Source organism: Oceanicella sp. (assembly GCF_056449545.1).
On record NZ_JBWOMN010000056.1, the window covers coordinates 1 to 24,687 of the forward strand.

The window sequence follows — 24,687 nt, forward strand, 5'->3', positions numbered from 1 at the left end:
GCGGGCGGCCCGCGCCCGGCGCCGCCCCCCCCCCCCCCCCGGCCCCGGCTGGGTCGGGCGCATGTTCTGGGGGGCGCTGGGCGGGCTGCTGACGCTGGCGATTTCGGTGGCGGCGTGGGATTTCGTCGCCGGGCTGATGGCGGCCTATCCGGCGCTGGGCTGGCTGGCGCTGGCGCTGGCGGCGACGCTGGTCCTGGCGCTGCTGATCGCGGCGCTGCGCGAGGCGGCGGCGCTGGCGCGGCTCGGCAAGGTGGAAACGCTGCGTCTGGCGGCGGAACGGGCGCTGCGCGGCGACGCCGGCGACGGCGCCACGTCGGAGGCGCGAAAGGTGCTTGCCGGGATCGACCGGCTTTACGCCGCGCGCCCCGATCAGGACTGGGCGCGGGGCCGCGTGGCGGCGCGCGCCGGCGATCTGGTGGACGCCGAGGCGCTGATCAGGCTCGCCGAGCGCGAATGCCTTTCGCCGCTCGACGCCGAGGCCCGCGCCGCGATCGAGACCGCCGCGCGGCAGGTGGCCGGGTTCACCGCCTTCGCCCCCGTGGCGCTGCTGGACGTGACCGCGGCGCTGACCCTGAACCTGCGCATGATCCGACGCATCGCCGAAATCTACGGCGGGCGCGCCGGGGCGCTGGGGTCGTGGCGGCTGCTGCGCGCGGTGGCCACGCATCTGATCGCCACCGGCGCCGTGGCCATGGGCGACGATCTGCTCGGCCCGCTGCTGGGCGGCGGCGCGTTGTCCAAGCTGTCCCGGCGGTTCGGCGAGGGGCTGGTCAACGCCGCCCTCACCGCCCGCGTCGGCGTCGCCGCCGTCGAGGTCTGCCGCCCGCTGCCCTTCGCCGCCCTGCCCCGCCCCAGAGCGCGCAATCTCGTGGCCCGGGCGCTGCGCGGCATCGTGCCGGGCGCGGATCGCGCCGCGCCCCCGGACTGACCCGCGCTCTTCCGGCGTTCACGCCGTTCACGCATTGGCGCCATTGGCGCCGCACTCGCCGCCGCGCCCGCCCCCCCGGGCCAAGACCCAGTTGAAAAGGACACCGACCATGGCTCCTCGCATATTCGGACTGCCCTCGGACATCGCCGGCGGGCTGGTGCTCGCCCTCGCGGCGGCGCTGGGCCTGGCGTTCAAGAACATCGGCGGGCTGGAACCGCTCTACGACGCCTTCCTGTCCACCTACGTGACGGTGAAGGTGGATGACGCCGGGATCTCCAAGCCGCTGCTGCTGTGGATCAATGACGGGCTGATGGCGCTGTTCTTCCTGGTGGTGGCGCTGGAAATCAAACGCGAGGTGGCGCGCGGGTCGCTGTCGACCTGGAACCGCGCGGCGCTGCCGGTGTATTCGGCGGTGGGCGGCATGGCGGCGCCGGCGCTGGTGTTCCTGCTGGTGGTGGGGTTCGACAGCCCCGAGGCCCGCGGCTGGGCGATCCCCGCGGCCACCGACATCGCCTTCGCGCTGGGGGTGCTGAGCCTGTTCGGCAGCCGCGTGCCCACGGCGCTGAAAACTTTCCTGCTGGCGCTGGCGGTGGTGGACGACCTCGGGGCCATCGTCATCATCGCCGCCTTCTACACCGCCGATCTGTCGACCACCGCGCTGCTGGCGGCGGGCGGCGCGCTGGTCGCGCTGGCGGCGCTGAACTTCGCCGGGGTCAAGCGCGGCGCGCCCTATGTGATCCTCGGCGTGGTGCTGTGGGTGGCGGTGCTGAAATCCGGCGTGCACGCGACGCTGGCCGGCGTGGCGCTGGGCTTCGCGATCCCGCTGGAGCCCGACCGCGAGGGCCGCTCGCTGGCCGAGGATTACGAACACGGCCTGCACCCCTGGATCGCCTTCGCGGTGATGCCGCTGTTCGCCTTCGCCAATGCCGGGGTGCCGCTGGCGGGCATGTCGGTGGACAAGCTGATGCAGCCGACGCCGCTGGCCATCGCGCTGGGGCTGTTCCTGGGCAAGCAGATCGGCGTGTTCGGCACCGCCTGGGTCTGCATCAAGCTGGGGCTGGCCTCGCTGCCCGCCTCGATCAGCTGGCGCAAGCTCTACGGGGCCTCGCTGCTGGCGGGGATCGGCTTCACCATGAGCCTGTTCATCGGCTCGCTGGCCTTCTCGGACCCGGCGCAGGGGGATCTGGTGCGGCTCGGCGTGCTGACCGGCTCGATCCTGTCGGGGCTCGCCGGGGCGCTGGTGATGCTGACCACCAGCAAGGCCGGCCCCGAAAAGCCCGAGGAATTCTCGGACGCCACGCGCGCCCCGGTGTGACCGGGCGCGGGGGCGGCCCTTGATGCGAATGATTTGCATTTACACCGGCAAACGGCTGGTGTAGCTTCGCGGCGAAATCAACAGATCCGCGAACCGCAAAGGCCGCCCGCCCATGTCCGACGCCAACGCCATAGACGCGCCGCGCGACCGACGCCCGATCGCCGGAGACACGCCGTCCATGGTGGACTCCTTCCGCTCGGTGCCGGTGCCGGCGCGCGGCCGTTTCATGCGCAGCTTCTTCGCGTTCATGGGCCCGGGGTTTCTGGTGTCGGTGGGCTACATGGACCCGGGCAACTGGGCCACCTCGATCGCCGGGGGCTCGCAATTCGGCTACACGCTGCTGGCGGCGGTGCTGGCCTCGTCGCTGATGGCGATCCTGCTGCAGGCGCTCTGCGCCCGCTTCGCCATCGCCACCGGGCGCGATCTGGCGCAGGCCTGCCGCGACAATTATTCGAAACCGACGGCCTTCGCGCTGTGGGCGCTGGCCGAACTGGCGATCATCGCCACCGACCTCGCCGAGGTCATCGGCGCCGCCATAGGGCTGCAATTGCTGTTCGGCCTGCCGCTGATCTGGGGCGTGGCGATCACCGCGCTCGACGTGTTCCTGATCCTGTGGCTGCAATCGCGGGGCTTTCGCTATCTCGAAGCCTTCATCGCCGCGATGATCCTGGTCATCGCCGGCTGTTTCGTGGGCCAGCTGATCCTGGCGCAGCCGTCGCTGTCGGGGATCCTCGCCGGGTTCCTGCCCTCGCCCGAGATCGTCGCCAACGACAAGATGCTGTATCTGGCGCTGGGCATCCTCGGGGCCACGGTCATGCCCCACAACCTGTATCTGCACACCGGCATCGTGCAGACCCGCGCCTATGACACCGACGAACGCGGCAAGAAGGACGCCATCCGATTCGCGGTGCTCGATTCCACCGTCGCGCTGGGGCTGGCGCTGCTGGTCAACGCCTCGATCCTGATCCTCGCCGCCGCCGCCTTCTACGACAGCGGCCAGGGCGTGGTCGATGATCTGGCCGAGGCCCACGCGCTGCTCGCGCCGCTGCTGGGCGCCAGCATCGCCCCGGGGCTGTTCGCGGTGGCGCTGCTGGCCTCGGGGCTCGCCTCGACGGTCACCGCGACCATGGCCGGGCAGATCATCATGGAGGGGTTCCTGCGCCTGCGCCTGCCGCTGGCGGCGCGGCGGCTGATCACCCGGGGCGCGGCGATCGTCCCGGCGGTGGCGATGATCTACATGTTCGGCGAACGCGGCGCCACGGACCTGCTGATCCTGAGCCAGGTGGTGCTGTCGCTGCAGCTGCCCTTCGCGGTGGTGCCGCTGGTGATGTTCTCGCTGGACCGCAGGCGCATGGGCGCGTTTCGCGCGCCCGTCTGGATGCTGGCGCTGGCGGTGTTCATCGCCGCGACGGTGATCGCGCTGAACCTCAAGCTGCTGATCGATTTCGCCGCCACGCTCTGACCCCGGCGGCGGCCCCTTTTCAGACCAGCCCGAATCGCGCGAACAGCTGCTTCAGGTCCTCCTCGGGCCGCGCCCCGATATGCGAGATCACCTCGCCCGCGCAGACGCAGCCCATGGCGCCGCAGGTCAGCAGGTTGCGCCCCCGCGTCAGCCCGAACAGGAAACCGGCGGCGAACAGGTCCCCCGCCCCGGTGGCGTCCACCCGCGCCATGGGCGCGGCGGGGGCGTGCACCGTGCGCGCGCCGTTGATCACATAGGCCCCCGCCGGGCCGACGGTGACGGCGGTCATCTCGACCTCGGCGCGGGCGGCCTCCATGGCGTCCTCCAGCGAGGCCGACTGGTACAGCGACACCAGTTCGAATTCATTGGCGAACAGCAGGTCCGCATCCTCGCGGATCAGCTTGCGGAACAGGTCGCGGTGGCGCTCGATGCAGAACGGGTCGGACAGGGTGATCGACACCTTGCCCCCCGCCGACTTGACCGCGGCGATGGCCTTGCGAAACGCCGCCTGACTGTCCAAGCCGTCGAACCGGTAGCCCTCCAGATAGATCCACTCGGCGCTGGCCATCAGGTCCGCGTCGATGTCGCCGGGGCCGAGATCGGCGGACACGCCCAGATAGGTGTTCATCGACCGTTCGCCGTCCGGGGTCACCAGCACCATGCAGCGACCGGTTTCCTCGCCGGTCACCGCCATGGGGGCCATGGGGGTGTCGAACCCGACCCCGAGCGCGCGGATGTCATGGGCGAAGATCGCCCCGAGCTGGTCGTCGCGCACCTTGCCCACATAGGCGGCGCGCCCGCCCAGCATCCCCAGCCCGGCGATGGTGTTGGCCGCCGAGCCGCCGGAGATTTCCTGCGCCGGGCCCATCCTGGCGTAAAGCTCCACCGCGCGCGCGGCGTCGATCAGCTGCATGATGCCCTTCTCGACGCCGTTCGCGGTCAGAAATTTGTCCGGCACCCGGCCCAGCACGTCGACGATGGCGTTGCCGATCCCGACCACGTCATAGGTTTTTTGGCTTGCGGTTTGCGACACGAAACATGTCCTTCCAGATTCAGCAGCGCGTTGGTCCCGCCGCGTTTCGGCGGCGGTCGATCAGTTTTCGGTCCCGGCGGCGCCGAGGCGGATCACGGCGTTTTCTCGTCGAACAGGCAAAGGTCGCGGATCAGGCAGCCGGCGCAGGCGGGTTTTCGCGCCTTGCAGTCGTAGCGGCCATGCAGGATCAGCCAGTGATGGGCGTGACCGGCGAATTCCACCGGGGTCTGGTCCTCGATGGCGCGTTCGACGGCGATCACGTCCTTGCCGGGCGCAATGCCGGTGCGGTTGCAGACCCGGAAAATATGCGTGTCCACCGCCTGCGCCGGGTAGTGGAACCACATGTTGAGCACCACATTCGCGGTCTTGCGCCCCACGCCGGGCAGGCTTTGCAGCGCGGCGCGCGACGAGGGCACCTCGCCGTCGAAGGCGTCGATCAGGCGCTGAGACAGCTTGATGACGTTCTTCGCCTTGTTGCGGAACAGCCCGATGGTCCTGATATGCTCGATCAGCCCGGCCTCGCCCAGCGCCAGCATCTTCTGCGGCGTGTCGGCGATTTCGAACAGCCCGCGGGTGGCGCGGTTCACGCCCTTGTCGGTGGCCTGCGCGGACAGGGCCACGGCGACCAGCAGCGTGAAGGCGTTGGTGTGTTCAAGCTCGCCCTTGGGCGCCGGCTCGCGAAGCCGGAAACGGCGGAAGATCTCGCGGATGGCGCGGTAGTCGAGCTGCTGGGTCATGGCGGCGCGGACTATGCGACGATGAACCGGGCGAGCGCAAGCGGCGCGGCGCAAGATTCGGGTGGCCCGGGCGCGCCGAACGCGCGATATCCGATGCCCAGGGAGACAAGCCATGACCGAGATGCGCAAACCCGACCGCGGCTACGCCGGGTCGGGACAGGGGTTTCACTACGATCTCGTGGGGGCGGCGCTGGCGATGATCGAGGCCAACGCCGCCGAACAGCCCTCGCTGGAGGATCTGGCGGCGCGCATGGGGCTGAGCCCGACGCATTTCCAGCGGCTGTTCAGTCAGTGGGTCGGGGTCAGCCCGAAACGCTACCTGCAATTCCTGACGCTGGACCACGCGCGGGCGCTGCTGCGTGAGCGCCACACGGTGCTCGACGCCACCTACGCGACCGGGCTGTCGAGCCCCGGGCGCCTGCATGACCTGTTCGTGCGGTGGGAGGCCATGAGCCCCGGCGCCTATGCCAGCGGCGGCGCCGGGCTGACCATAAGCTGGGGCTGGTTCGACGGCCCGTTCGGCGACACGCTGGCCATGGGCACGGCGCGCGGGCTCTGCGCCATGGGATTCGCGGCCGAGGCCGGGCGTGCGGCGACGCTCGCGGATCTGCGCGCGCGCTGGCCGAAGGCGGATTTCATCGAGGCGCCCGAGGCGCTGGCGCCCTGGGTCTCGGCGGCGTTCGGAAAAGGCGGCGAGGCGCGGTTGCAGCTGATCGGCGCGCCGTTCCAGATCAAGGTCTGGGAAGCGCTGCTGGCCATTCCGTCAGGCCACGTCACCACGTATTCGGACATCGCGCAGGTCATTGGCGCCCCCAGGGCGGCGCGCGCGGTGGGCACGGCGGTGGGGCGCAACCCCATAAGCTGGCTGATCCCCTGCCACCGGGCCCTGCGCAAATCCGGCGGGCTGGGCGGCTATCACTGGGGTCTGCCGGTGAAGCGGGCGATGCTGGCCTATGAAACCGCCCGGCTGGAAACCCGCGAAGGCGCGGCGGCGGGCGGCGGCCCCCCCGCGCCCTGAGGGCGCGGGGTTCGGCAATGGTCGTTCGGCTGGCGGAGGCCTCAGGCCTCCCGCTTGCCGTAGACGGCCTCGTAGGCGATGCCGGCGAGACCGCCGCGCGGCAGGCCGATATCGTCGAGTTCACGGGCGTCGAGCGTCGACAGCTCGGCCAGGGTCTGGCGATACAGGCGCCATTTGGCGAAACGCTCGCGCAGGGCGGCGATGCGGCCGAACAGGCCGAAGAGAATCGAATCGTAAGTCGCGGACGCGACCGGGAGCTGATGAGCGAGAGTGGCCATTGCGGTGTCCTTTCAGTTTGCGGCGGGCGACGCGGCGCGTGCGCCCGTCCGGTGACGCCCTGCGGACGATCGCCGCCATCGGGCGGCGTCGGCAGGTGTTGTTGCACTGCGATATGACTATGTGCGCCGCAACATTCAATGCAGGATCGCGCAAGGCCGCGTTGCGCCGAATGCATGACTGGCCCGGCGAAACGCCCTGAACGCAAGGTTATTTCGCGCCGGGCGCGCGCGGCGCTGGACCCGGGCGCGGTTTCGCGCGAAACACGGGCCATGCTGTCATCCGGGATCCCCGCGCCGCTGCGCCACAAGGCGTTTCGCCTTTACCTGATCGGCGGGTTTTTCGGGCTCAACGGCATGTGGATGCTGCGGCTGGTGATGGCCTGGCTGGCCTGGGACCTGACCGGGTCGGCGACCTGGACCGGGATCGTGGCGTTTCTGGGCTTCGCGCCGACGATCTTCGTCGGACCGCTGTTCGGGGTGGTGGCCGACCGGGTCGATCCGCGCCACGGCATCATCATCACCCAGATATGCCAGGCCGGGTTCGCGATGCTGCTGCTGGGGCTGGCGCGGGGCGGGGCGCTGTCCATCGCGCCGCTGGCGGCGACGGCGGCGGGGGTGGGGCTGGCGTCGAGCGCCTATCACCCCATGCGCATGACCCTGGCCCCGCGCCTGGTGCCGCGCGCCATCGTCGGCCAGACCATCGGCGTGGCGGCGGTGAATTTCAACCTCAGCCGCATGATCGGCCCGGCGCTGGGCGGCTGGCTGGTGGCCCATGCGGGGGCGGGCGCGGCGCTGGGGCTGGCGGCGCTGTGCTTCGCGCCGCAGGTGCTGGTGATGACCCGGCTGCCGGCCCTGGGCCCGGCGACGCGGAGGCCGGAGGCCGACCCGCCCCGGCGCGACATGATCGCCGAACTGCGCGAGGGCGCGCGCCACGCCTGGACCGAGGGCCGCCTGCGCGAGGCCATCGCCATCAGCGGCGCCTATGCGCTGATCGGGCGCGCGGTGCTGGAAATCCTGCCGGTGGCCGCCGACGGGCTGTTCAACCGAGGCGCGGCCGGGCTCGGCGCGCTCAGCGCCGCGGCAGGGGCGGGCGCGATGCTGACCTCGCTGCATCTGGCGCGGCGCGCGAAGGAAAAGGCCGGCCTGCTGCGCATGAGCCGCCGCGCCGCCTATCTGGGGCTGACCCTGACGGCGCTGCTGGGGCTGAGCCAATCCTGGCCGCTGGCGCTGGGGCTGGTGGCGGGGATCGGGCTTGCCGGCACGGCGGTCGGGGTCGGCACTCAGGCGGTGGTGCAGATGGAGGCCCCGGACGAACTGCGCGGCCGCCTGGCGTCCCTGTGGATCGTGGTCAGCATCGGCGCCGCGGCGCTTGGCGCGGCGACGCTGGGCGGCGTCGCCGACCTGCTGGGCCTGCGCGCGGCGCTGGAGATCGGCGCCGCCGCGGCGGCGCTGGCGCTGTTCTTCGCCGGCCGCCGCTAGCCCCGTCGGGCGGCCGGCCCCCGGCGCGCTCAGCCCGGATCGACCGCCCGCCCCGCCACATAGGTCGCCGCCACCGCGCGGTCGTCGCCCAGGGTCTGCACCACGAACAGCTCCTGCGCCAGCGTCTCGACGGTCTCCATGCGCAGCGCCATCGCCGGGGTGGCGCGGCTGTCGATGACCGCGATATCGGCCTCGGTCCCGGCGTCGAGCGTGCCGATCTTCGCCTCGAGCGACAGCGCCCGGGCGTTGCCCAGCGTGATCCAGTAGAAGGATTTCAGCGGGTTCATCTGCTGGCGGCGCAGTTGCAGCGCCTTGTAGCCCTCGTCCAGCGTGCGCAGCATGGAAAAGCTGGTGCCCCCGCCCACGTCGGTGGCGATGGCGGTGCGCACGCCGTCGCCGCGCAGCCCGGCCTCGTCGAACAGCCCGCTGCCCAGAAACAGGTTCGAGGTCGGGCAGAACACCGCCACGGATCCGGATTCGGCCATCGCGGCGCGCTCGCGCGGCTCCAGATGCAGGCAATGGCCGAACAGGCTCCTGCGCCCCAGCAGCCCGTGGCTTTCGTAAACGTCCAGATAGTCCCGCGCCGTTGGGTGCAGCCGTTTGGTCAGGGCGATTTCGTCATGATTTTCCGACAGATGCGTCTGCATGTAGCAATCGGGGTTTTCGCGCAGCAGGGTCCCGGCCATCCGCATCTGCGCCGGGGTCGAGGTGATGGCGAAGCGCGGCGTGATCGCGTAATGCGCCCGCCCCTTGCCATGCCACCGGGCGATCAGCGCGGCGCTGTCGTCATAGGCGGATTGCGGCGTGTCGAGCACGCCGCCCGGCGCGTTGCGATCCATCATCACCTTGCCGCCGATCACCCGCATGTTGCGGCGCGCGGCCTCGGCGAAATACGCCTCCGCGGACGCCCGGTGCGACGAGCAATAGGCCACGACGGTGGTGGAGCCGTGGCGGGCGAGTTCGTCGAAGAACCGCACGGCGATGCGGGCGCAATGATCCGGGTCGGCGAACCTGGCTTCCTCGGGGAAGGTGTAGTCGTTGAGCCAGTCCAGCAGCTGTTCGCCCCAGGACCCGATCACCTGCATCTGCGGGAAATGGATATGGGCGTCGATGAAGCCGGGCATCAGCAGATGCGGGCGGTGGTCGATCACCGCGACGGTTTCGGGCGCGGCGGCGCGCACCGCGTCGTAATCCCCGACCGCCGCGATCAGCCCGTCGCGCAGCAGCACCGCCCCGTCCGGGCGATAGAGGCAGGCGTCGAGGTCGTCGACCCCCCGGGGTTCGGCGCGAAACGACAGCACGCGCCCGCGCAGCAGGGTCGCGGCGGCGGTTTTCGCAGACGGGTCACTCGCCATTGGCGACGCTTTCGAACCAGGCGACGATCAGCGCGCGCTCCTCCGGCTCCATCATCGAGGCGTTGGCCGGCGGCATGGCGGTGGTCCGCCCGGCGTGAAGGTAGATTTCCCGCGCGCGCTCGGCCACCTGCGATGCGGTCTCCAGCAGCACCCCCTTGGGGGCCCGGAGGATGCCGTCCCAGCCGGGTTCGCGCGCATGGCACATGGAACAGCGCCCCAGCACCGTGTCATGCACCTCCTCGAACAGCTCGGCGGCGGCGAAGCGCTCGGCGCTCGGCGACAGGCGGGCCTCCGCGTCATCGGCGTCCGGGCCGGGCAGCGTCGACAGCCACATGATGGCGGCGAACAGCAGCGCGGTGGCGGCCCAGGTCCAGTAGGGCGCGCCCTTGCGCGCGTGCCTGGAATTGAACCAGTGCCGGATCGTCACCCCCATCAGGAACACCAGCGCCGCGATCGCCCAGCTGTAGGGCGTGGCGAAGGCCAGCGGATAATGCGTGGACAGCATCAGGAAGATCACCGGCAGCGTCAGGTAGTTGTTGTGGGTCGAGCGCTGCTTGGCGATGCGCCCGTATTTCGGGTCCGGCACGCGCCCGGCCTTCAGGTCCGCGACCACGATCTTCTGGTTGGGGATGATGATGAAGAACACGTTCGCCGACATGATGGTGGCGGTGAAGGCCCCCAGATGCACGAAGGCCGCGCGCCCGGTGAACACCTGCGCATAGCCCCAGGCCATGACCACCAGGATGGCGTAGAGCAGGATCATCAGGCGGCGGTTGTCATCGCCGAATTTCGACTTGCAGATCAGGTCGTACATCACCCAGCCGATGCCGATCGAGGCCAGCGACACGATGATGGCGACGCCCGCCGACACGTCCCACACCGCCGGATCCACCAGATACAGGTCGGCGCCCGCGTAATAGACCAGCGCCAGCATGCCGAAGCCCGACAGCCAGGTGGCGTAGCTTTCCCATTTGAACCAGGTCAGGTGCTCGGGCATCTCCGCCGGGGCCACCAGGTATTTCCGGATGTGGTAGAAGCCGCCGCCATGCACCTGCCATTCCTCGCCATGGGCGCCTTCGGGCAGGCCGGGGCGCTGGCGCAGCCCCAGATCCAGCGCGATGAAGTAGAAGGACGAGCCGATCCAGGCGATGGCGGTGATCACATGCAGCCAGCGCATGGCGAAACCCAGCCAGTCCCAGACGATTGCGTATTCGAACATGACGCCTCCCAGATCGCGGTGCACGGCACTGTCGCAGATGCGCACAGCTTGAAAAACCGCGGAAATCCGGGTTTACTATCAATATTCCATTGATAATCGAAACGGACGGCGAATGCCTTACCTCGACAGCATGCGCGTCTTCATCCGCACGATTGAACTGGGCTCCATCACCGCCGCCGGGCGCGACCAGCGCCTGACCCCGGCGGTGGCCAGCAACCGCATCAAGGAACTGGAAAAGCGGCTCGGCATCCGCCTGTTCAACCGCACCACGCGCAAGATCGCCGCCACCGAGATCGGCCGCGTCTATTACGACCACGCCTTGAAGGTGATCGAGGCGCTGGACGCCGCCGAGGCGGTGGTCGCGAGCCGCGCCGGCAAGCCCCAGGGCGCGATCCGGGTCACCGCGCCGCTGGGGCTGGGGCGGCGCGTGGTGGCGCCGCTGATCCCGGATTTCAACGATCTCTACCCCGATATCGAGGTGCGCCTGCGCCTGTCCGACCGCCGGGTGGACATTCTGGACGAGGGCGTGGACGTGGCCTTCGTGCTCGGCGATCTGCAGGATTCCAACATGAAGCTGCGCTTGATCATGGACTGCCGCCGCGCGCTTTGCGCCGCGCCCGCCTACCTGCGGGCCTTCGGCGCCCCCGAGACCCCCGAGGACCTCGCCCGCCGGCACCGCTGCCTGCTGCTGCGCTATCCGGGCTCGAAGGAATACTACTGGACGCTCGACACCCCGTCCGGCCCGCGCAAGCTGCTGATCTCCGGCCCCTATGACGCCGACGAGGGCGACGTGCTCACCGACTGGGCGCTGGCCGGGCGCGGCATCGTCAACAAGCCGTATTTCGAGGTCGCCGCGCATGTCGCCAGCGGCGCGCTGGTCCCGGTGCTGGAGGATTTCCCGCCGCCGAGTTCGCGCTGCGCCTGCCTCTACCCCCATCGCCGCCTGCAGGATCCGAAGGTGCGGCTGTTCGTCGATCACATGATCGCGCAATGCCGCGTCCGGCTGAAGGCGATGCTCGAGCCGGTCGGGCAGGGCGACGGCTAGGCGCGGGTCTTCGGCGCGGGGGCCAGCGACGGAGGGGGCGACGGGGGGGCCAGCGACGAGAGGGCCAGCGACGAGAGGGCCGGGGCGCCGGCCAGCGCCGCGACGATCTCCGCCGCCGCGAACGCCGCGATGACCGCCGGGCGCTTGTCCCCGCGCCCCGCCGCCGCGATCGGGCAGATCAGCGGGGTTTCGGCCTCCGGCGCCCCGGTTCCGCGCCGCCAGCTGTCGAAGGCGGCGCGCTTGGTGCGCGAGCCGATCATGCCGACATAGCCCGCGTCGCCCCGGGCCAGCGCCTCCTGAGCCAACAGGAAATCCAGCGCGTGATCATGGGTGAGGATGACGAAGGCGTCGCCGGGACGCGCGGCGCGGATCTGCGCCTCGGGCAGCGCGCAAAGCCGCTTTTCCACGCCCGCCGGCCCCAGCGCCAGTTCCGCCGCGCGGCTGTCGATCAGCGCCGCGCGCAACGGCAGGGGCGCCAGCGCCGCGGCCAGCGCCCGGCCCACATGCCCGGCGCCGAACACCAGCACCCCGGGGCGGGCGGCGCGCGCGGCCGCGCGCCGCGCCTGAACCGCGGCCTTGCCGGGGCGGTCCAGCCGGGCGAGCGCCAGCGCCACCCGCCCGCCGCAGCACTGGCCGATCCCGGGACCGAGCGGGATGTCGAGCCGCCGCGCCGCGCCGCCGCGCGCCAGCAGCGCGCGCGCCTCGTCGATGGCCATGTATTCGAGCTGCCCGCCGCCGATGGTGCCGAACGCGCCGTCGCGCGAGACCAGCATCCACGCGCCCGCCTCGCGCGGGGTCGAGCCCCGCGCGCGCGCCACCTCCACCAGCACGCAGTCATCCGCCAGGACCGTCGCGAAGCCGTCGGGCATCTCAGCCCTCCCCGCGCTGCAGCCGATCCACGGCCAGCAGGATGCGCTCCGGCGTGGCCGGGGCCTCCAGCCGCGGGCAGACCCGGCGCGGGGCCACGCTCGCCACCGCCATGGACAGCGCCTCCAGCACCGAGATCGCCAGCATGAAAGGCGGCTCGCCCACCGCCTTGGAGCGGCGGATGGTGGCGGCGGCGTTCTCGGACCACGCCGCCAGCCGGGCGTTGAAGACGCGCGGGCGGTCCGAAGCCAGCGGGATCTTGTAGGTCGAGGGCGCGTGGGTGCGCAGGCGGCCCTTGCCATCCCACCACAGTTCTTCCGTGGTGAGCCAGCCCATGCCCTGCACGAAGGCGCCCTCCACCTGCCCCAGATCCAGCGCCGGGTTCAGGGATTTGCCCACGTCATGCAGGATGTCCACGCGATCGACCTGATATTCGCCGGTGAGCGTGTCGATGGAGACCTCCGACACCGCCGCGCCATAGGCGAAGTAGTAGAACGGGCTGCCCTTGCCGGCGTCGCGGTCCCAGTGGATGTCCGGGGTCTTGTAGAACCCCGCCGCCGACAGGTGGACCCGCGCCATGTAGGCTTCCATTATCAGGTCCGGGAACGGCTTGCGCTGGTTGCCGATCCGCACCGCATTGGGTTCGAACGCCACCTGATCCGGCGCGACGCCGTATTTCTCGGCGGCGAAGGCCACCAGCCGCGCCTTGATCTGCTCGGCCGCGTTCAGCGCCGCCATGCCGTTCAGATCCGTGCCCGACGAGGCCGCGGTGGCCGAGGTGTTGGGCACCTTGGCGGTGGTGGTCGCGCTGACCCGCACATGGTCGAGATCCACCTGGAACGCGTCCGCCACCACCTGCGCCACCTTGGTGTAGAGCCCCTGCCCCATCTCGGTCCCGCCGTGGTTGAGCCGGATCGAGCCGTCATTGTAGACATGGATCAGCGCCCCCGCCTGATTGAACCAGGTGGCGGTGAAGGAGATGCCGAATTTCACCGGCGTCAACGCGATCCCCTTGCGGATTATCTTGTTGTTTTCATTGAATTTCACTATGTCGGCGCGGCGGGCGGCGTAGTCGCTGTCTTGCTCCAGCTCCGCCACCAGACGATCCAGGATGTTGTCGCGCACCTTCTGGTGATAGGGGGTCGCGTCGCGCCCCTCGCCGCCATAGAAATTCGCCTTGCGCACCGCCAGCGGGTCCATGTCGCGATGAAAGGCGATCTCCTCGATGATGCGTTCCGCCGCGATCACGCCCTGCGGCCCGCCAAAGCCGCGAAACGCGGTGTTGGACACGGTGTTGGTCTTCATGGGCCGCGAGGTCAGGCGCGCATTCGGGTAGAAATAGGCGTTGTCGGCATGGAACAGCGCCCGGTCGGTCACCGGCCCGGACAGATCGGCGGAAAACCCGCAGCGCGCGGCGAATTCGCCCTCCACCGCCAGGATCCGGCCGGCGTCGTCAAAGCCGACCTCGTAGCGGATCAGGAAATCATGGCGCTTGCCGGTGGCGATCATGTCGTCGTCGCGATCCGGGCGCAGTTTCACGGCTTTCCCATGCTTCTTGGCGGCGATGGCGGCGACGGCGGCGAACAGGTTCGGCTGGGTTTCCTTGCCGCCGAAACCGCCGCCCATGCGGCGGATGGAGACCTCGACGGCGCTTGACGGCACGCCCAGCGCGTGGGCCACCATGTGCTGCACCTCGCTGGGATGCTGGGTCGAGGATATCACCGTCACCTCGTCATCCTCGCCGGGCAGGGCCAGCGCGATGTGGCCCTCGAGATAGAAATGATCCTGCCCGCCGACGCGCATCTCGCCCTTGATGCGATGCGGGGCGGTCCGCATCGCCGCCGCCGCGTCGCCGCGTTCAAGCTTCAGCGGCGCGGTGACATGGGGGTGGCCGGCGGCCATGGCCTCGGCCACGTCCACCGCATGGGGCAGCGGCGCGTAATCGACCCGGGCCAGACGCGCGGCGCGGCGCGCCGCGTCGCGGCTGCGCGCGATCACCGCGAAGATCGGCTGGCCGTGGAATTCGACGCGGGTCTCGGCGAAGATCGGTTCGTCATCCAGCCCGGTGGGGCTGATGTCGTTGGCGCCCGGAACGTCGGCATGGGTCAGCACGTCGACCACGCCCGGCGCGGCGCGCACCGCCGACAGGTCCAGCGCCGCGATATCGGCATGCGTCGCCTCGGACAGCCCCAGATACGCGTGCAGCATCCCCGCCGGCGCGGGCAGGTCGTCGGCGTATTCGGCCTCGCCGGTGACGTGCTTGCGGGCGGAATCGTGGCGCTGGTCGCTGTGCACGGCGCCCTTGATGATCCGGCTCATGACGCACGCCCCCTCGCCAGCCGCGCCGGCTGCGCGAAATCCGAGTTTTCCAGATAGAAGCGCCGCAGCAGGTTGCGCGCCGCCAGCGCCCGGTATTGCGCCGATGCGCGCCAATCGCCGATGGGCGCGAAATCCTCGGCGAAGGCCGGGGCGGCGGCGATCATCGTCGCCTCGGCCCAGGGCTGGCCGATCAGCGCCGCCTCCACCGCGCCGGCGCGTTTGGGGGTCGCGGCCATGCCGCCGAAGGCGACGCGCGCGGCGACGATCTCGCCGCCGTCCAGCGCCACGCCAAAGGCGCCGCAGACCGAGGAAATATCCTCGTCCCGCCGCTTGGTGATCTTGTATGCGCCGTTGATCGCCCCCGGCCCGGGGCGCGGGATGCGGATCGATTCGACGAACTCGCCGGGCGCCCGGTCCTGCTGGCCATAGGCGACGAAGAAATCCTCCAGCGCGAGGACGCGTCGCGCGGCGCCCCGGCGCAGCGTGACCTCGGCCCCGAGCGCGATCAGCGCCGGCGGCGTGTCGCCGATGGGCGAGCCGTTGGCGATGTTGCCGCCGAGCGTGCCCATGTTGCGCACCTGCCAGCCGCCGATGCGGTCCCAGAATTCCGCCAGGTGCGGGAAGGACCCGGCGATCGCGTCCTGACAATCCGAATAGCTGGCCCCGGCGCCGATGGTCAGCGCGTCGCCGTCCAGCTCCACCCGCTTCAGCGCGTCGAGATGACCGATGAAGATCGCCGGGGACAGGTCGCGCAGGAATTTCGTCACCCACAGCCCCACATCGGTGGCGCCGGCGATCACCGTGGCCCCGGGGAGCGCCGCGTAGATCTCGGCGAAATCATCGACGTCGCGCGGCAGGATGGCGCGATCCGCGCCGCGCGCCGTTTCCACCCGGGCGCCGTCATCCAGGGCGTCGAGCCTGGCGCGCACCGCCGCGCGCGCGCGCATCAGCGGGTCCGCCGCCGGGTCGCCCGACACCGCCATGGCGGCGCGGACAATCGGCTGGTAGCCGGTGCAGCGGCAAAGATTGCCCTGCAGCGCGGTCTCGATATCGGTTTCCGAGGGCGCGCCGCCGCGCATCCACAGCGCATACAGCGACATGACGATGCCCGGCGTGCAGAACCCGCACTGGCTGGCGTGATGATCGACAAGCGCCCGCTGCACCGGATGCAGGGCGCCGTCGCGGGCCAGATGTTCGACCGTCACCACATGGCAAAGATCCACCGAGGCCAGCAGCCGGATGCAGGCGTTGACGCTTTCATAGCGCAAGCCGCCCGAAACCCTGCGCCCGACCAGCAATGTGCAGGCCCCGCAATCGCCCTCGGCGCAGCCCTCCTTCGTGCCGGTGAGCCCGCGCGCGAGCCGCAGATGGTCCAGCAGCGTGTCCGAGGCGCCGATTTCGGCCAGCCGGACCTCGCGGTCATTCAGCAGAAAGCGGATTTCGCGTCGCGTGGCGCTCACGGGTTCATGTCCTCGAATGATGCAATGCAGGGCGACTTGGCGCCCCGGGGATTATTCGCCGACGCGCCGCCGCCTGGAACGACGCGCTGCGTAGAAGTATTTCCACGGATTCTTGATAATCGCAGCAGATTAATTGCATTATCAAGGACAATCAAAATTCCTGCGACAGGATTCCGCCGATGAATCGCTATCCTCGCGACCTGCATGGCCATGGCGGCGAGACGCCCGATCCGCAATGGCCGGGCGACGCCCGCATCGCGGTGCAGTTCGTGGTGAATTACGAGGAGGGCGGCGAAAACTGCCTGCTGCACGGGGACGCCGCATCTGAGGCGTTCCTGTCCGAGACGATCGGCGCCCAGCCCTGGCCCGGCCAGCGCCACTGGAACATGGAATCCATCTATGAATACGGCGCCCGCGCCGGGTTCTGGCGCCTGCACCGGCTGTTCGGCGAGATGCACGTGCCGGTCACCGTCTACGGCGTCGCCACGGCGCTGGCCCGATCCCCCGCGCAGGTGGCGGCGATGCAGAGCGCCGGATGGGAGATCGCCAGCCACGGGCTGAAATGGATCGAATACAAGGATTTCGCGCCCGAGGACGAACGCGCCCACATGCGCGACGCGATCCGCCTGCACGCCGAGGTCACCGGCGAACGCCCGCGCGGCTGGTATCTGGGGCGCTGTTCCATGAACACCGTGGACATGGCGACCGAGGAAGGCGGCTTCGACTACATCGCCGATTCCTACGCCGACGACCTGCCCTATTGGCGCCGCGCCGCCGGGCGCGATCAGCTGATCATCCCCTACACGCTGGATTCCAACGACATGCGCTTCGCCTCGCCCCAGGGGTTCAATTCCGGAGACCAGTTCTTCACCTATCTCAAGGACAGTTTCGACGCGCTCTACGCCGAGGGCGAGGCGGGATCGGCGAAGATGCTGTCCATCGGCCTGCATTGCCGGCTTGCGGGGCGGCCCGGGCGGGTGATGGCGCTGCGCCGATTCCTCGATTACGCGAAAGGCAAGCGGGGCGTCTGGTTCGCGCGCCGCATCGACATCGCCCGGCACTGGCGGGCGCATCACCCCGCCCCCGCGCCGTGGGAGCGGCCCTCGGAAATGCCGCTGGAGCGCTTCGTCGAACGCTATGGCGGGATGTTCGAGCATTCGCCCTGGATCGCCGAGCGCGCCCACGCGCTGGAGCTCGGCCCCGCGCATGACACCGCCATCGGCCTGCACAACGCGCTGTGCCGCGCCTTTCGCGCCGCCGACGAGACCGAGCGGCTCGGCGTGCTGAGCGCCCATCCCGACCTTGCCGGCAAGCTCGCGGCGGCCAGGCGGCTGACCGAAGCCTCCAGCGCCGAGCAGGCCTCGGCCGGGCTCGACGCGCTCACCGATGAGGATCGCGTGGTGTTCCAGAACCTCAACGCCGCCTACATGGCGAAATTCGGCTTTCCCTTCATCGTCGCGGTGAAGGGGTTGAGCTCGGACGACATCCTGCGGGCTTTCCGCCAGCGCATCGGTCACGACCGGGACGCGGAATTCGCCCAGGCCTGCCGACAGGTGGAACGCATCGCGCTGCTGCGCCTGCAGGACATGCTGCCTGCCTGACGCATCGCCCCGCGATCCGGATTTCAGCCCCCCTGCGACGCGGGGGGGCGCGCAACAAGGACGACAACCATGACCGCCGAACCCGCCCTGCCCGCCTTCGCGCGCGCCGCCGTGAACCTCGCCTCCGCCGGGCTCGGCGCCAGGGTGCTGTCGGCGAGCGACGATTTCTTCGCCGCCGCCGATCGGATGCTGGCCGACAGCGCCCCGGTGTTCATCGACGGCAAGTTCGACGATCACGGCAAGTGGATGGACGGCTGGGAAAGCCGGCGGCGGCGCGACGGCGGCCATGACCACGCGGTGGTGGCGCTGGCCGTGCGCGGGCGCATCGACGGGTTCGACGTGGACACCGCGCATTTCACCGGCAACTACCCCCCCGCCTGCCGCATCGAGGCCTGCCGCAGCGACGGCGATCCCGACGCGGCGACCGAGTGGGTCGAGGTCCTGGGCATGCGCGCGCTGGGCCCGGATTCGCATCATTTCTTCGCCTGCGACAGCGCCGAAATCTGGACCCATCTGCGCCTGCGCATCCTCCCCGACGGGGGCGTTGCGCGGCTGCGGGTCTTTGGCAGGCCGGAACTGGATCCCGCCTCGCTGACGGGGGGCGAGATCGACCTCGCCTCGGCCCTGAACGGCGGGCGCTGCCTGGCGTATTCGGACGCCCATTACGGCGATTTCCAGCGCCTGCTGGCGCCGGGGCGCGGGCGCGACATGGGCGACGGCTGGGAAACCCGGCGCCGGCGCGAACCGGGCAATGACTGGATGATCGTCGCGCTGGGGGCGCGCGGGACGGTGACCCGCGCGCTGATCGACACGGCGTTCTTCAAGGGCAATTTCCCGGATCGCTGCTCGATCCAGGGCGCGGACCTCGCCGGATTCGACGGCGACCTGACCGGGGCCATCGTCACCGCCTCGATGTTCTGGGACGAATTGCTGGGGGAACGCAAGCTGTCGGCGGACGCGATCCACGAATTCGGCCCCGGCGACATCGCCGCCATCGGCCCGATCACCCATGTGCGGCTCAACATCTTTCCCGATGGCGGGGTCAGCCGGCTTCGCCTGTTCGGCGCGCTGGCGTGACCCGGGTTCTGCGCGCCCGGCCGCTGACGCCGGAGGCCTTCGCGCCGTTCGGCGCGGTGATCTGCGCGCGCGAAAGACCGGATTTCCTCATCAATGCCGGGCGCTGCGAACGTCATCACGACCTCGCCCGTCCCGAGACCGACGCGGAGGGCGCCGTGGCGCTGAGCGTGGCGCGCAGCGAAAGCGTCGCCCTGCCCATGACGCTGGCGCTGATGGAGCGCCACCCGCTCGGCTCGCAGGCTTTCGTGCCCATGACCGGCGGGCGCTGCGTGATCACCGTGGCCGAGGACGAGTCGGGCCGCCCCCGCCGCCCGCTGGCCTTCGTGACGGCGCCGGGGCAAGGGGTGCAGTATCGTCGCAACTGCTGGCACGGGGTGCTGGCGCCGCTGGACGGCGCGGCGGATTTTCTCATCGTCGACCGGGTCGGGCCGGGCGACAACCTGCAAGAACATGTTTTCCACGCGCCCTATGTCATCGAGGCCTGAGCGGCGCGCGAACCGGAGGCCGCCATGGCCCGCATCCTGATCCGCAACGCCGACATGCTGGTCACCATGGACGCCGCGCGGCGCGAGATCGCCGGCGGCGCGCTGCTGATCGAGGACGGCGTCATCACCGCCGTTGGCCCCGAAATCGCGCCGGGCCCCGCCGCCCCCCGACATCCCGACACGATCATCGACGCGACGGGCTGCGTGGTGACGCCGGGGCTGGTGAACACCCATCACCATCTGTTTCAGACCCTGACCCGCGCGGTTCCCGGCGGGCAGGACGCGCTGCTGTTCGGCTGGCTCAGGGCGCTGTATCCGATCTGGGCGCGCATGACCCCCGAAGACATGTTCGTCTCGGCGCAGCTCGGGCTCGCCGAACTGGCGCTGTCGGGGTGCTCCATGTCGTCGGATCATCTGTATCTGTTCCCCAACGGCGTGCGGCTGGAAGACACCATCGAGGCGGCGCGAACCATCGGCCTGCGCTTTCATCCCACCCGCGGCGCCATGAGCGTCGGCGAAAGCGACGGCGGGCTGCCGCCGGACGCGCTGGTGGAAAGCGAGCGCGCGATCCTCGACGATTTCATCCGCGTCACCGACGCCTTCCACGACCCGCGCGAAGGGGCGATGCTGCGGGTCGGGCTGGCGCCGTGCTCGCCGTTCTCGGTCAGCGCCGGGCTGATGCGCGACACCGCGCTGCTGGCCCGCGACAAGGGGGTGACGCTGCACACCCACCTGGCCGAAAACGACGAGGACGTGGCCTATTCGCTGGAAAAATTCGGCTGCCGCCCGGGGCAATACGCCCAGGACCTCGGCTGGACCGGCGCCGATGTCTGGCACGCCCATTGCGTGAAGCTGGACGCCGCCGAAATCGGGCTGTTCTCGGCCAGCGGAACCGGGATCGCCCATTGCCCCTGTTCGAATTGCCGGCTCGGGTCCGGGATCGCGCCGGTGCGCGCCATGCGCGACGCCGGCGTCAAGGTGGCGCTGGGGGTCGACGGATCGGCGAGCAACGATTCGGGGCATCTGCTGGGCGAGGCCCGGCAGGCCATGCTGCTGCAACGGGTCGCCAACGGCGCCGACGCCATGAGCGCGCGCGAGACGCTGGAAATCGCCACGCTGGGCGGCGCGGCGGTGCTGGGGCGCCCGGATCTGGGATCGCTGGAGCCGGGCAAGCGCGCCGACATCGCGGTCTGGGACATGTCCGGGATCGAGGCCGCGGGCGCGTGGGATCCGGTGGCGGCGCTGATGCTGTGCGGGCCGTTCCGGGTGCGCGATCTGCTGGTGGAGGGGCGCGAGGCGGTGCGCGACGGCGCGTTGCAGGGCGCGGACGAAGGCGCGATCCAGCGCGCGGCGACGGCGCGGATGCGGCGGTTGGCGACGTGAGGCGCCCCGGCCGGCGGAACGCAACGCAGGACGCGAACGCTCCCCGGTCACTCTGACCCGAACGCGGCATTCAAGCGAATTCAAGTCGGGCGAAAATTGCCTCGACCCATTCCGGATGTCAGGTTCAAGCGCCGGAGGCAATGGCGAAAGCCGCTTTACGTTGCCTCCGCCGCCCCGCGGTGCGGGTCAGGCCGCCAGCCAGGGCGGGCGGTCCAGATCCACGTTGCCGCCGGTGACGATGACGCCCACGCGCCTGCCCGCGAAGGCCGCGCGATTGTTGAGCATGACCGCCAGCGGCACGGCGCTCGACGGTTCGATGACGATCTTCATGCGTTCCCATGTCAGGCGCATGGCGGCGATGATCTCGGCCTCGGTGGCGGTGAGGATGTCGGCGACGCCCCGCGACACGAAATGCCAGGTCAGCGGCTTCAGCGGCGTTTTCAGCCCGTCGGCCACGGTCAGGGGCGCGTCGTCGGCGATGATCCGCCCGGCGCGGAGCGACCGGCGGGCGTCGTCGGCGTTTTTCGGCTCCGCCGCGAAGACCTCCGCCCCCGGCGCCAGCGCCGCGACGCTGAGGCAGGTCCCGGACACCAGCCCGCCGCCGCCGATGGGGGCCACCACGGCGTCAAGCCCGGGCGCCTGTTCCAGCAATTCGCGCGCGCAGGTCGCCTGCCCGGCGATGACCCGCGGGTCGTTGTAGGGGTGGACGAAATCGGCGCCGCTCGCGGCGACGATGGCGGCGAGCGCCGCCTCGCGCGCCGCGTTTGAGGGCGCGCATTCCACAACCTGCCCGCCATAGCCCAGCACCGCCGCCCGCTTGGCGGCGGGGGCGTTGTCGGGCATGACGATGGTGGCGACGACGCCGCGTCGCGCCGCCGCATAGGCCAGCGCCGCGCCGTGATTGCCCGAGGAATGGGTGGCGACGCCGCGCGCCGCGCGCGCCGCGTCAAGCCCGAACGCCGCGTTCGCCGCGCCGCGCGCCTTGAAGGCGCCGGCCTTCTGGAAATTCTCGCATTTGAAGAACAGCTCGGCGCCGGCGAGGCGGTTCATATGGGCGCAGGTCAGCACCGGCGTGCGGCGGACATGCGGGGCGATGCGCGCATGCGCCGCCAGAACGTCGTCGAAATCAGGGATTTTCATCTGCGCTCTTGCTCCCGCCCCGGCCCGCTATCCGCGCCCAGCATGGGCGCGCGGCGCGCCGCTGTCCAACCGCGCTTGCGCGCCGCCCCGACGACAGGGTCGCGGGGCGGCGCAAAACCGGCTAAGACGATTCGACCCCGGCGGCGAACGAACCGGGGCGCGCAAGCCGGGGAGGGGCGCAGCATCATGCGGGAGGACGGGCGGATCATCATCGCCGGCGGCGGCATCGGCGGGCTCGCCGCGGCGGCGGGCCTGGCGCAGAAGGGCCTGCCCTCGGTGGTGCTGGAACAGGCGGAGGCGTTCACCGAACTCGGCGCCGGCATCCAGGTCGGCCCCAACGCCTTTCACTGCTTCGATCATCTGGGCGTCGGCGACGAGATGCGCGCCAAGGCGGTCTATATCGACCATCTGCGGCTGATGGACGCCACCAACGGCGACCAGATCGCCGCGATCCCGCTCGACGCGCCGTTCCGCAAGCGATTCGCCAACCCCTATGCGGTGGTGCATCGCGGCGATCTGCACGGGGTGCTGCTGGATTTCTGCGCGCAAAGCGATCTGGTGGACCTGCGGCCCTCGCACCGCGTCACCGGCTACGATCAGGACGGATCGCGGGTGCGCGCGATCTGCGACGGGCGCGACGCGATCGCCGGCCGGGCGCTGATCGGCGCCGACGGGCTGCGATCGAACATCCGCGCCCAGATGGTGGGCGACGGCGCGCCGCGGGTCTCGGGCCATGTCACCTATCGTTCGGTGATCCCCACCGAAAACATGCCCGAGGATCTGCGCTGGAACGCCGCCACGCTCTGGGCCGGGCCGAAATGCCATATCGTGCATTACCCGCTGAAGGGCTGGAAGGTGTTCAACCTCGTGGTCACCTATCATCGCGGCGCCACCGAGGCGGTGGCCGGGCGCCCGGTCCCCACCGACGAGGTGCGCGAGGGGTTCGAACACATCGCGCCGCGCGCCCGCCAGGTGATCGAACATGGCGCGAACTGGCGGCTCTGGGTGCTGTGCGACCGCGACCCGATCGCCGACTGGGTGGATGGCCGCGCGGCGCTGCTGGGCGACGCCGCCCACCCCATGCTGCAATATTTCGCCCAGGGCGCCTGCATGGCGCTGGAGGACGCGGTGTGCCTGTCGCGCATGTTCGCCGCCCATGATCAGGTCGAAACCGCGCTCGCCGCCTATCTGAAACAGCGCGCGGTGCGCACGGCGCGGGTGCAGATGAATTCGCGCCTGATCGGCGAATACATCTACCATCCCGCCGGGCCGCAGGCGGCGGTGCGCAATCACATCATGGCGGGGATGACCGCCGAGGACTGGCACGACCGGCTCGCCTGGCTCTATGGCGGCGCCGGGCTCGACGCCGTCTGACCCAAGGAGACCGCCCCCATGTCGCCGAAGGAGACCATCGCCATGTCGCCGAATGACCCCAGCCCCGAACGCCCCGTCGCGACCCCGGAGCGCCGCGCCTTCTACGACAAGATCGGCAAGCGCGACTACGCGCCGCTCTGGGCGGTGATGTCGGACATCATCACCCCCGAGCCGAAAAGCGCCTGCCAGCCGCATCTGTGGCGTTTTGACGAGGCCAGGGGCTATCTGCTGGAGGCCGGGGCGCTGATCACCGCGCGCGAGGCCGAACGCCGGGTGCTGGTGCTGGAAAATCCCGGCATGCGCGGCCAGTCGCGCATCACCACCTCGCTTTACGCCGGCCTGCAACTGGTGATGCCGGGCGAGGTCGCGCCCTCGCACCGCCATTCGCAATCGGCGCTGCGCTTCGTGCTCGACGGCGCCGGCGGGCACACCAGCGTCAACGGCGAACGCACCGACATGGCGTTCGGCGATTTCGTCATCACCCCGCCGCGCGCCTGGCACGATCACGGCAATCACGGCGGCGACCCGGTGATCTGGCTCGACGGGCTCGACATCCCCATGGTCACCGCCTTCGACGCCTCCTTCGCGGAAGGCCACGGCGCCGAGGAACAGCCCCTCACCCGCCCCAAGGGCGACGCGCTGGCGCGCTACGGGGCCAACATGCTGCCGGTGGATCACACGCCGGACGGGATCGCCTCGCCGCTGTTCCACTACCCCTATGCGCGTTCGCGCGAGGCGCTGGAAACCATGAAGCGCCAGCAGGATTTCGACCCCTGCCACGGGCTGAAGATGCGCTACGTCAACCCGGTGGACGGCGGCTATGCCATGCCCACCATCGCGCCGTTCCTGCAATTGCTGCCCAAGGGGTTCAAGACCGCCGCCTATCGCAGCACCGACGCCGCCATCTGCGTCGCCGCCGAGGGGCGCGGGCGCTCCACCGTCGACGGGCGGGTTTTCGAATGGGGGCCGAAGGACATTTTCGTCATTCCGAGCTGGAAATGGGTGTCTCACGAGGCCGATGAGGAAACCGTGATGTTCAGCTTTTCCGACCGCGCGGCGCAGCAGAAGCTGGGCCTGTGGCGCGAAGACCGCGGCAACGCCTGAGAAGGACG

21 protein-coding genes are annotated in these 24,687 nt (G+C 70.4%); 12 read left to right on the forward strand and 9 right to left on the reverse strand.

Annotation, left to right across the window (positions count from 1 at the left end; all coding sequences use genetic code 11):
* From AC1HC7_RS07555 to AC1HC7_RS07565, 3 genes are all read left to right on the forward strand, one after another.
* Nucleotides 1–928: TIGR01620 family protein (locus AC1HC7_RS07555; protein WP_479498895.1), on the forward strand; the 928-nt coding region annotated here is incomplete at its 5' end.
* 109 nt (nucleotides 929–1,037) lie between these two features.
* Nucleotides 1,038–2,243: a Na+/H+ antiporter NhaA gene (nhaA, locus tag AC1HC7_RS07560; protein ID WP_479496189.1), complete on the forward strand. Its 1,206-nt coding sequence runs from the start codon at nucleotides 1,038–1,040 to the stop codon at nucleotides 2,241–2,243.
* Between the two features lie 112 nt (nucleotides 2,244–2,355).
* A complete protein-coding gene (locus AC1HC7_RS07565; protein ID WP_479496190.1) occupies nucleotides 2,356–3,705 on the forward strand; it encodes an Nramp family divalent metal transporter in 1,350 nt (449 codons plus the stop codon).
* A 19-nt stretch (nucleotides 3,706–3,724) separates the two neighbouring features.
* Here the strand turns inward: AC1HC7_RS07565 and AC1HC7_RS07570 are convergent, their stop codons facing one another.
* Nucleotides 3,725–4,738: an adenosine kinase gene (locus AC1HC7_RS07570; protein ID WP_479496191.1), complete on the reverse strand. Its 1,014-nt coding sequence runs from the start codon at nucleotides 4,736–4,738 to the stop codon at nucleotides 3,725–3,727.
* 92 nt (nucleotides 4,739–4,830) lie between these two features.
* On the reverse strand, nucleotides 4,831–5,475 hold the full coding sequence (gene nth, locus AC1HC7_RS07575; RefSeq protein ID WP_479496192.1) for an endonuclease III: 645 nt from the start codon (nucleotides 5,473–5,475) through the stop codon (nucleotides 4,831–4,833).
* Between the two features lie 121 nt (nucleotides 5,476–5,596).
* Between nth and AC1HC7_RS07580 the strand changes: the two genes are divergently transcribed.
* The gene (locus tag AC1HC7_RS07580) at nucleotides 5,597–6,493 is read left to right on the forward strand and encodes a bifunctional transcriptional activator/DNA repair enzyme AdaA (protein ID WP_479496225.1); all 897 of its coding nucleotides are present in this window, start codon (nucleotides 5,597–5,599) and stop codon (nucleotides 6,491–6,493) included.
* A 41-nt stretch (nucleotides 6,494–6,534) separates the two neighbouring features.
* Here the strand turns inward: AC1HC7_RS07580 and AC1HC7_RS07585 are convergent, their stop codons facing one another.
* Nucleotides 6,535–6,771 carry a DUF1127 domain-containing protein gene (locus AC1HC7_RS07585; protein WP_479496193.1) on the reverse strand — a complete coding sequence of 79 codons (237 nt, stop codon included), beginning with the start codon at nucleotides 6,769–6,771 and terminating at the stop codon, nucleotides 6,535–6,537.
* A gap of 270 nt (nucleotides 6,772–7,041) precedes the next feature.
* Here AC1HC7_RS07585 and AC1HC7_RS07590 point away from each other — a divergent pair, with 270 nt between their 5' ends.
* Complete coding sequence (locus AC1HC7_RS07590) at nucleotides 7,042–8,250, forward strand: MFS transporter (RefSeq protein ID WP_479496194.1); 1,209 nt, start codon at nucleotides 7,042–7,044, stop codon at nucleotides 8,248–8,250.
* Nucleotides 8,251–8,279: 29 nt separating this feature from the next.
* Here AC1HC7_RS07590 and guaD read toward each other — a convergent pair whose 3' ends face one another.
* The gene (gene guaD, locus AC1HC7_RS07595; RefSeq protein ID WP_479496195.1) at nucleotides 8,280–9,605 is read right to left on the reverse strand and encodes a guanine deaminase; all 1,326 of its coding nucleotides are present in this window, start codon (nucleotides 9,603–9,605) and stop codon (nucleotides 8,280–8,282) included.
* Nucleotides 9,595–10,824, reverse strand: a complete 1,230-nt coding sequence (locus AC1HC7_RS07600) for a urate hydroxylase PuuD (RefSeq protein ID WP_479496196.1) — start codon at nucleotides 10,822–10,824, stop codon at nucleotides 9,595–9,597. Before AC1HC7_RS07600 ends, guaD begins: the two co-directional genes overlap by 11 nt.
* 112 nt (nucleotides 10,825–10,936) lie before the next feature.
* On the opposite strand from AC1HC7_RS07600, the gene AC1HC7_RS07605 reads away from it, so the two are divergent.
* Nucleotides 10,937–11,869 carry a LysR family transcriptional regulator gene (locus tag AC1HC7_RS07605; protein WP_479496197.1) on the forward strand — a complete coding sequence of 311 codons (933 nt, stop codon included), beginning with the start codon at nucleotides 10,937–10,939 and terminating at the stop codon, nucleotides 11,867–11,869.
* On the opposite strand, the gene xdhC is transcribed toward AC1HC7_RS07605, so the two are convergent.
* From xdhC to xdhA, 3 genes are read right to left on the reverse strand one after another with little or no spacing between them, the layout of a single operon-like run.
* Nucleotides 11,866–12,738, reverse strand: a complete 873-nt coding sequence (xdhC, locus tag AC1HC7_RS07610) for a xanthine dehydrogenase accessory protein XdhC (RefSeq protein ID WP_479496198.1) — start codon at nucleotides 12,736–12,738, stop codon at nucleotides 11,866–11,868. The two genes, AC1HC7_RS07605 and xdhC, sit on opposite strands and share 4 nt — an antisense overlap.
* A 1-nt stretch (nucleotide 12,739) precedes the next feature.
* Complete coding sequence (gene xdhB / locus AC1HC7_RS07615; RefSeq protein WP_479498896.1) at nucleotides 12,740–15,055, reverse strand: xanthine dehydrogenase molybdopterin binding subunit; 2,316 nt, start codon at nucleotides 15,053–15,055, stop codon at nucleotides 12,740–12,742.
* On the reverse strand, nucleotides 15,052–16,515 hold the full coding sequence (xdhA, locus tag AC1HC7_RS07620; protein ID WP_479496200.1) for a xanthine dehydrogenase small subunit: 1,464 nt from the start codon (nucleotides 16,513–16,515) through the stop codon (nucleotides 15,052–15,054). The genes xdhB and xdhA overlap by 4 nt, the downstream gene beginning before the upstream one ends.
* Before the next feature lie 179 nt (nucleotides 16,516–16,694).
* Here xdhA and puuE point away from each other — a divergent pair, with 179 nt between their 5' ends.
* The 4 genes from puuE to AC1HC7_RS07640 all read left to right on the forward strand — a co-directional run bounded on the left by puuE (nucleotide 16,695) and on the right by AC1HC7_RS07640 (nucleotide 21,061).
* A complete protein-coding gene (puuE, locus tag AC1HC7_RS07625) occupies nucleotides 16,695–18,116 on the forward strand; it encodes an allantoinase PuuE (protein WP_479496201.1) in 1,422 nt (473 codons plus the stop codon).
* A gap of 69 nt (nucleotides 18,117–18,185) precedes the next feature.
* Complete coding sequence (gene alc / locus AC1HC7_RS07630) at nucleotides 18,186–19,193, forward strand: allantoicase (protein WP_479496202.1); 1,008 nt, start codon at nucleotides 18,186–18,188, stop codon at nucleotides 19,191–19,193.
* Nucleotides 19,190–19,678 carry an ureidoglycolate lyase gene (locus AC1HC7_RS07635; protein WP_479496203.1) on the forward strand — a complete coding sequence of 163 codons (489 nt, stop codon included), beginning with the start codon at nucleotides 19,190–19,192 and terminating at the stop codon, nucleotides 19,676–19,678. Before alc ends, AC1HC7_RS07635 begins: the two co-directional genes overlap by 4 nt.
* Nucleotides 19,679–19,702: 24 nt before the next feature.
* A complete protein-coding gene (locus AC1HC7_RS07640; protein WP_479496204.1) occupies nucleotides 19,703–21,061 on the forward strand; it encodes an 8-oxoguanine deaminase in 1,359 nt (452 codons plus the stop codon).
* Nucleotides 21,062–21,247: 186 nt separating this feature from the next.
* On the opposite strand, the gene bhcB is transcribed toward AC1HC7_RS07640, so the two are convergent.
* Entirely contained in the window at nucleotides 21,248–22,201 is a 954-nt protein-coding gene (bhcB, locus tag AC1HC7_RS07645) for a beta-hydroxyaspartate dehydratase BhcB (protein WP_479496205.1), read from the reverse strand.
* A 186-nt stretch (nucleotides 22,202–22,387) separates the two neighbouring features.
* Here bhcB and AC1HC7_RS07650 point away from each other — a divergent pair, with 186 nt between their 5' ends.
* Complete coding sequence (locus AC1HC7_RS07650) at nucleotides 22,388–23,575, forward strand: 3-hydroxybenzoate 6-monooxygenase (protein ID WP_479498897.1); 1,188 nt, start codon at nucleotides 22,388–22,390, stop codon at nucleotides 23,573–23,575.
* An 18-nt stretch (nucleotides 23,576–23,593) separates the two neighbouring features.
* Nucleotides 23,594–24,679 (forward strand): gentisate 1,2-dioxygenase, encoded by a 1,086-nt coding sequence (gene gtdA / locus AC1HC7_RS07655; protein WP_479496207.1) that lies wholly within the window; start codon nucleotides 23,594–23,596, stop codon nucleotides 24,677–24,679.
* The last annotated feature ends 8 nt before the right edge of the window (nucleotides 24,680–24,687 follow it).

Bases quoted from the DNA above. Each gene is read 5' to 3' on its own strand.
- AC1HC7_RS07590 (WP_479496194.1), top strand. From the start codon at position 7,042: ATGCTGTCATCCGGGATCCCCGCGCCGCTGCGCCACAAGGCGTTTCGC.
- puuE (WP_479496201.1), top strand. From the start codon at position 16,695: ATGAATCGCTATCCTCGCGACCTGCATGGCCATGGCGGCGAGACGCCC.
- AC1HC7_RS07640 (WP_479496204.1), top strand. From the start codon at position 19,703: ATGGCCCGCATCCTGATCCGCAACGCCGACATGCTGGTCACCATGGAC.
- AC1HC7_RS07600 (WP_479496196.1), bottom strand. From the start codon at position 10,824: ATGTTCGAATACGCAATCGTCTGGGACTGGCTGGGTTTCGCCATGCGC.
- gtdA (WP_479496207.1), top strand. From the start codon at position 23,594: ATGTCGCCGAAGGAGACCATCGCCATGTCGCCGAATGACCCCAGCCCC.
- AC1HC7_RS07650 (WP_479498897.1), top strand. From the start codon at position 22,388: ATGCGGGAGGACGGGCGGATCATCATCGCCGGCGGCGGCATCGGCGGG.
- alc (WP_479496202.1), top strand. From the start codon at position 18,186: ATGACCGCCGAACCCGCCCTGCCCGCCTTCGCGCGCGCCGCCGTGAAC.
- bhcB (WP_479496205.1), bottom strand. From the start codon at position 22,201: ATGAAAATCCCTGATTTCGACGACGTTCTGGCGGCGCATGCGCGCATC.
- AC1HC7_RS07605 (WP_479496197.1), top strand. From the start codon at position 10,937: ATGCCTTACCTCGACAGCATGCGCGTCTTCATCCGCACGATTGAACTG.
- nhaA (WP_479496189.1), top strand. From the start codon at position 1,038: ATGGCTCCTCGCATATTCGGACTGCCCTCGGACATCGCCGGCGGGCTG.
- AC1HC7_RS07580 (WP_479496225.1), top strand. From the start codon at position 5,597: ATGCGCAAACCCGACCGCGGCTACGCCGGGTCGGGACAGGGGTTTCAC.
- xdhC (WP_479496198.1), bottom strand. From the start codon at position 12,738: ATGCCCGACGGCTTCGCGACGGTCCTGGCGGATGACTGCGTGCTGGTG.
- AC1HC7_RS07585 (WP_479496193.1), bottom strand. From the start codon at position 6,771: ATGGCCACTCTCGCTCATCAGCTCCCGGTCGCGTCCGCGACTTACGAT.
- xdhB (WP_479498896.1), bottom strand. From the start codon at position 15,055: ATGAGCCGGATCATCAAGGGCGCCGTGCACAGCGACCAGCGCCACGAT.
- nth (WP_479496192.1), bottom strand. From the start codon at position 5,475: ATGACCCAGCAGCTCGACTACCGCGCCATCCGCGAGATCTTCCGCCGT.
- guaD (WP_479496195.1), bottom strand. From the start codon at position 9,605: ATGGCGAGTGACCCGTCTGCGAAAACCGCCGCCGCGACCCTGCTGCGC.
- AC1HC7_RS07565 (WP_479496190.1), top strand. From the start codon at position 2,356: ATGTCCGACGCCAACGCCATAGACGCGCCGCGCGACCGACGCCCGATC.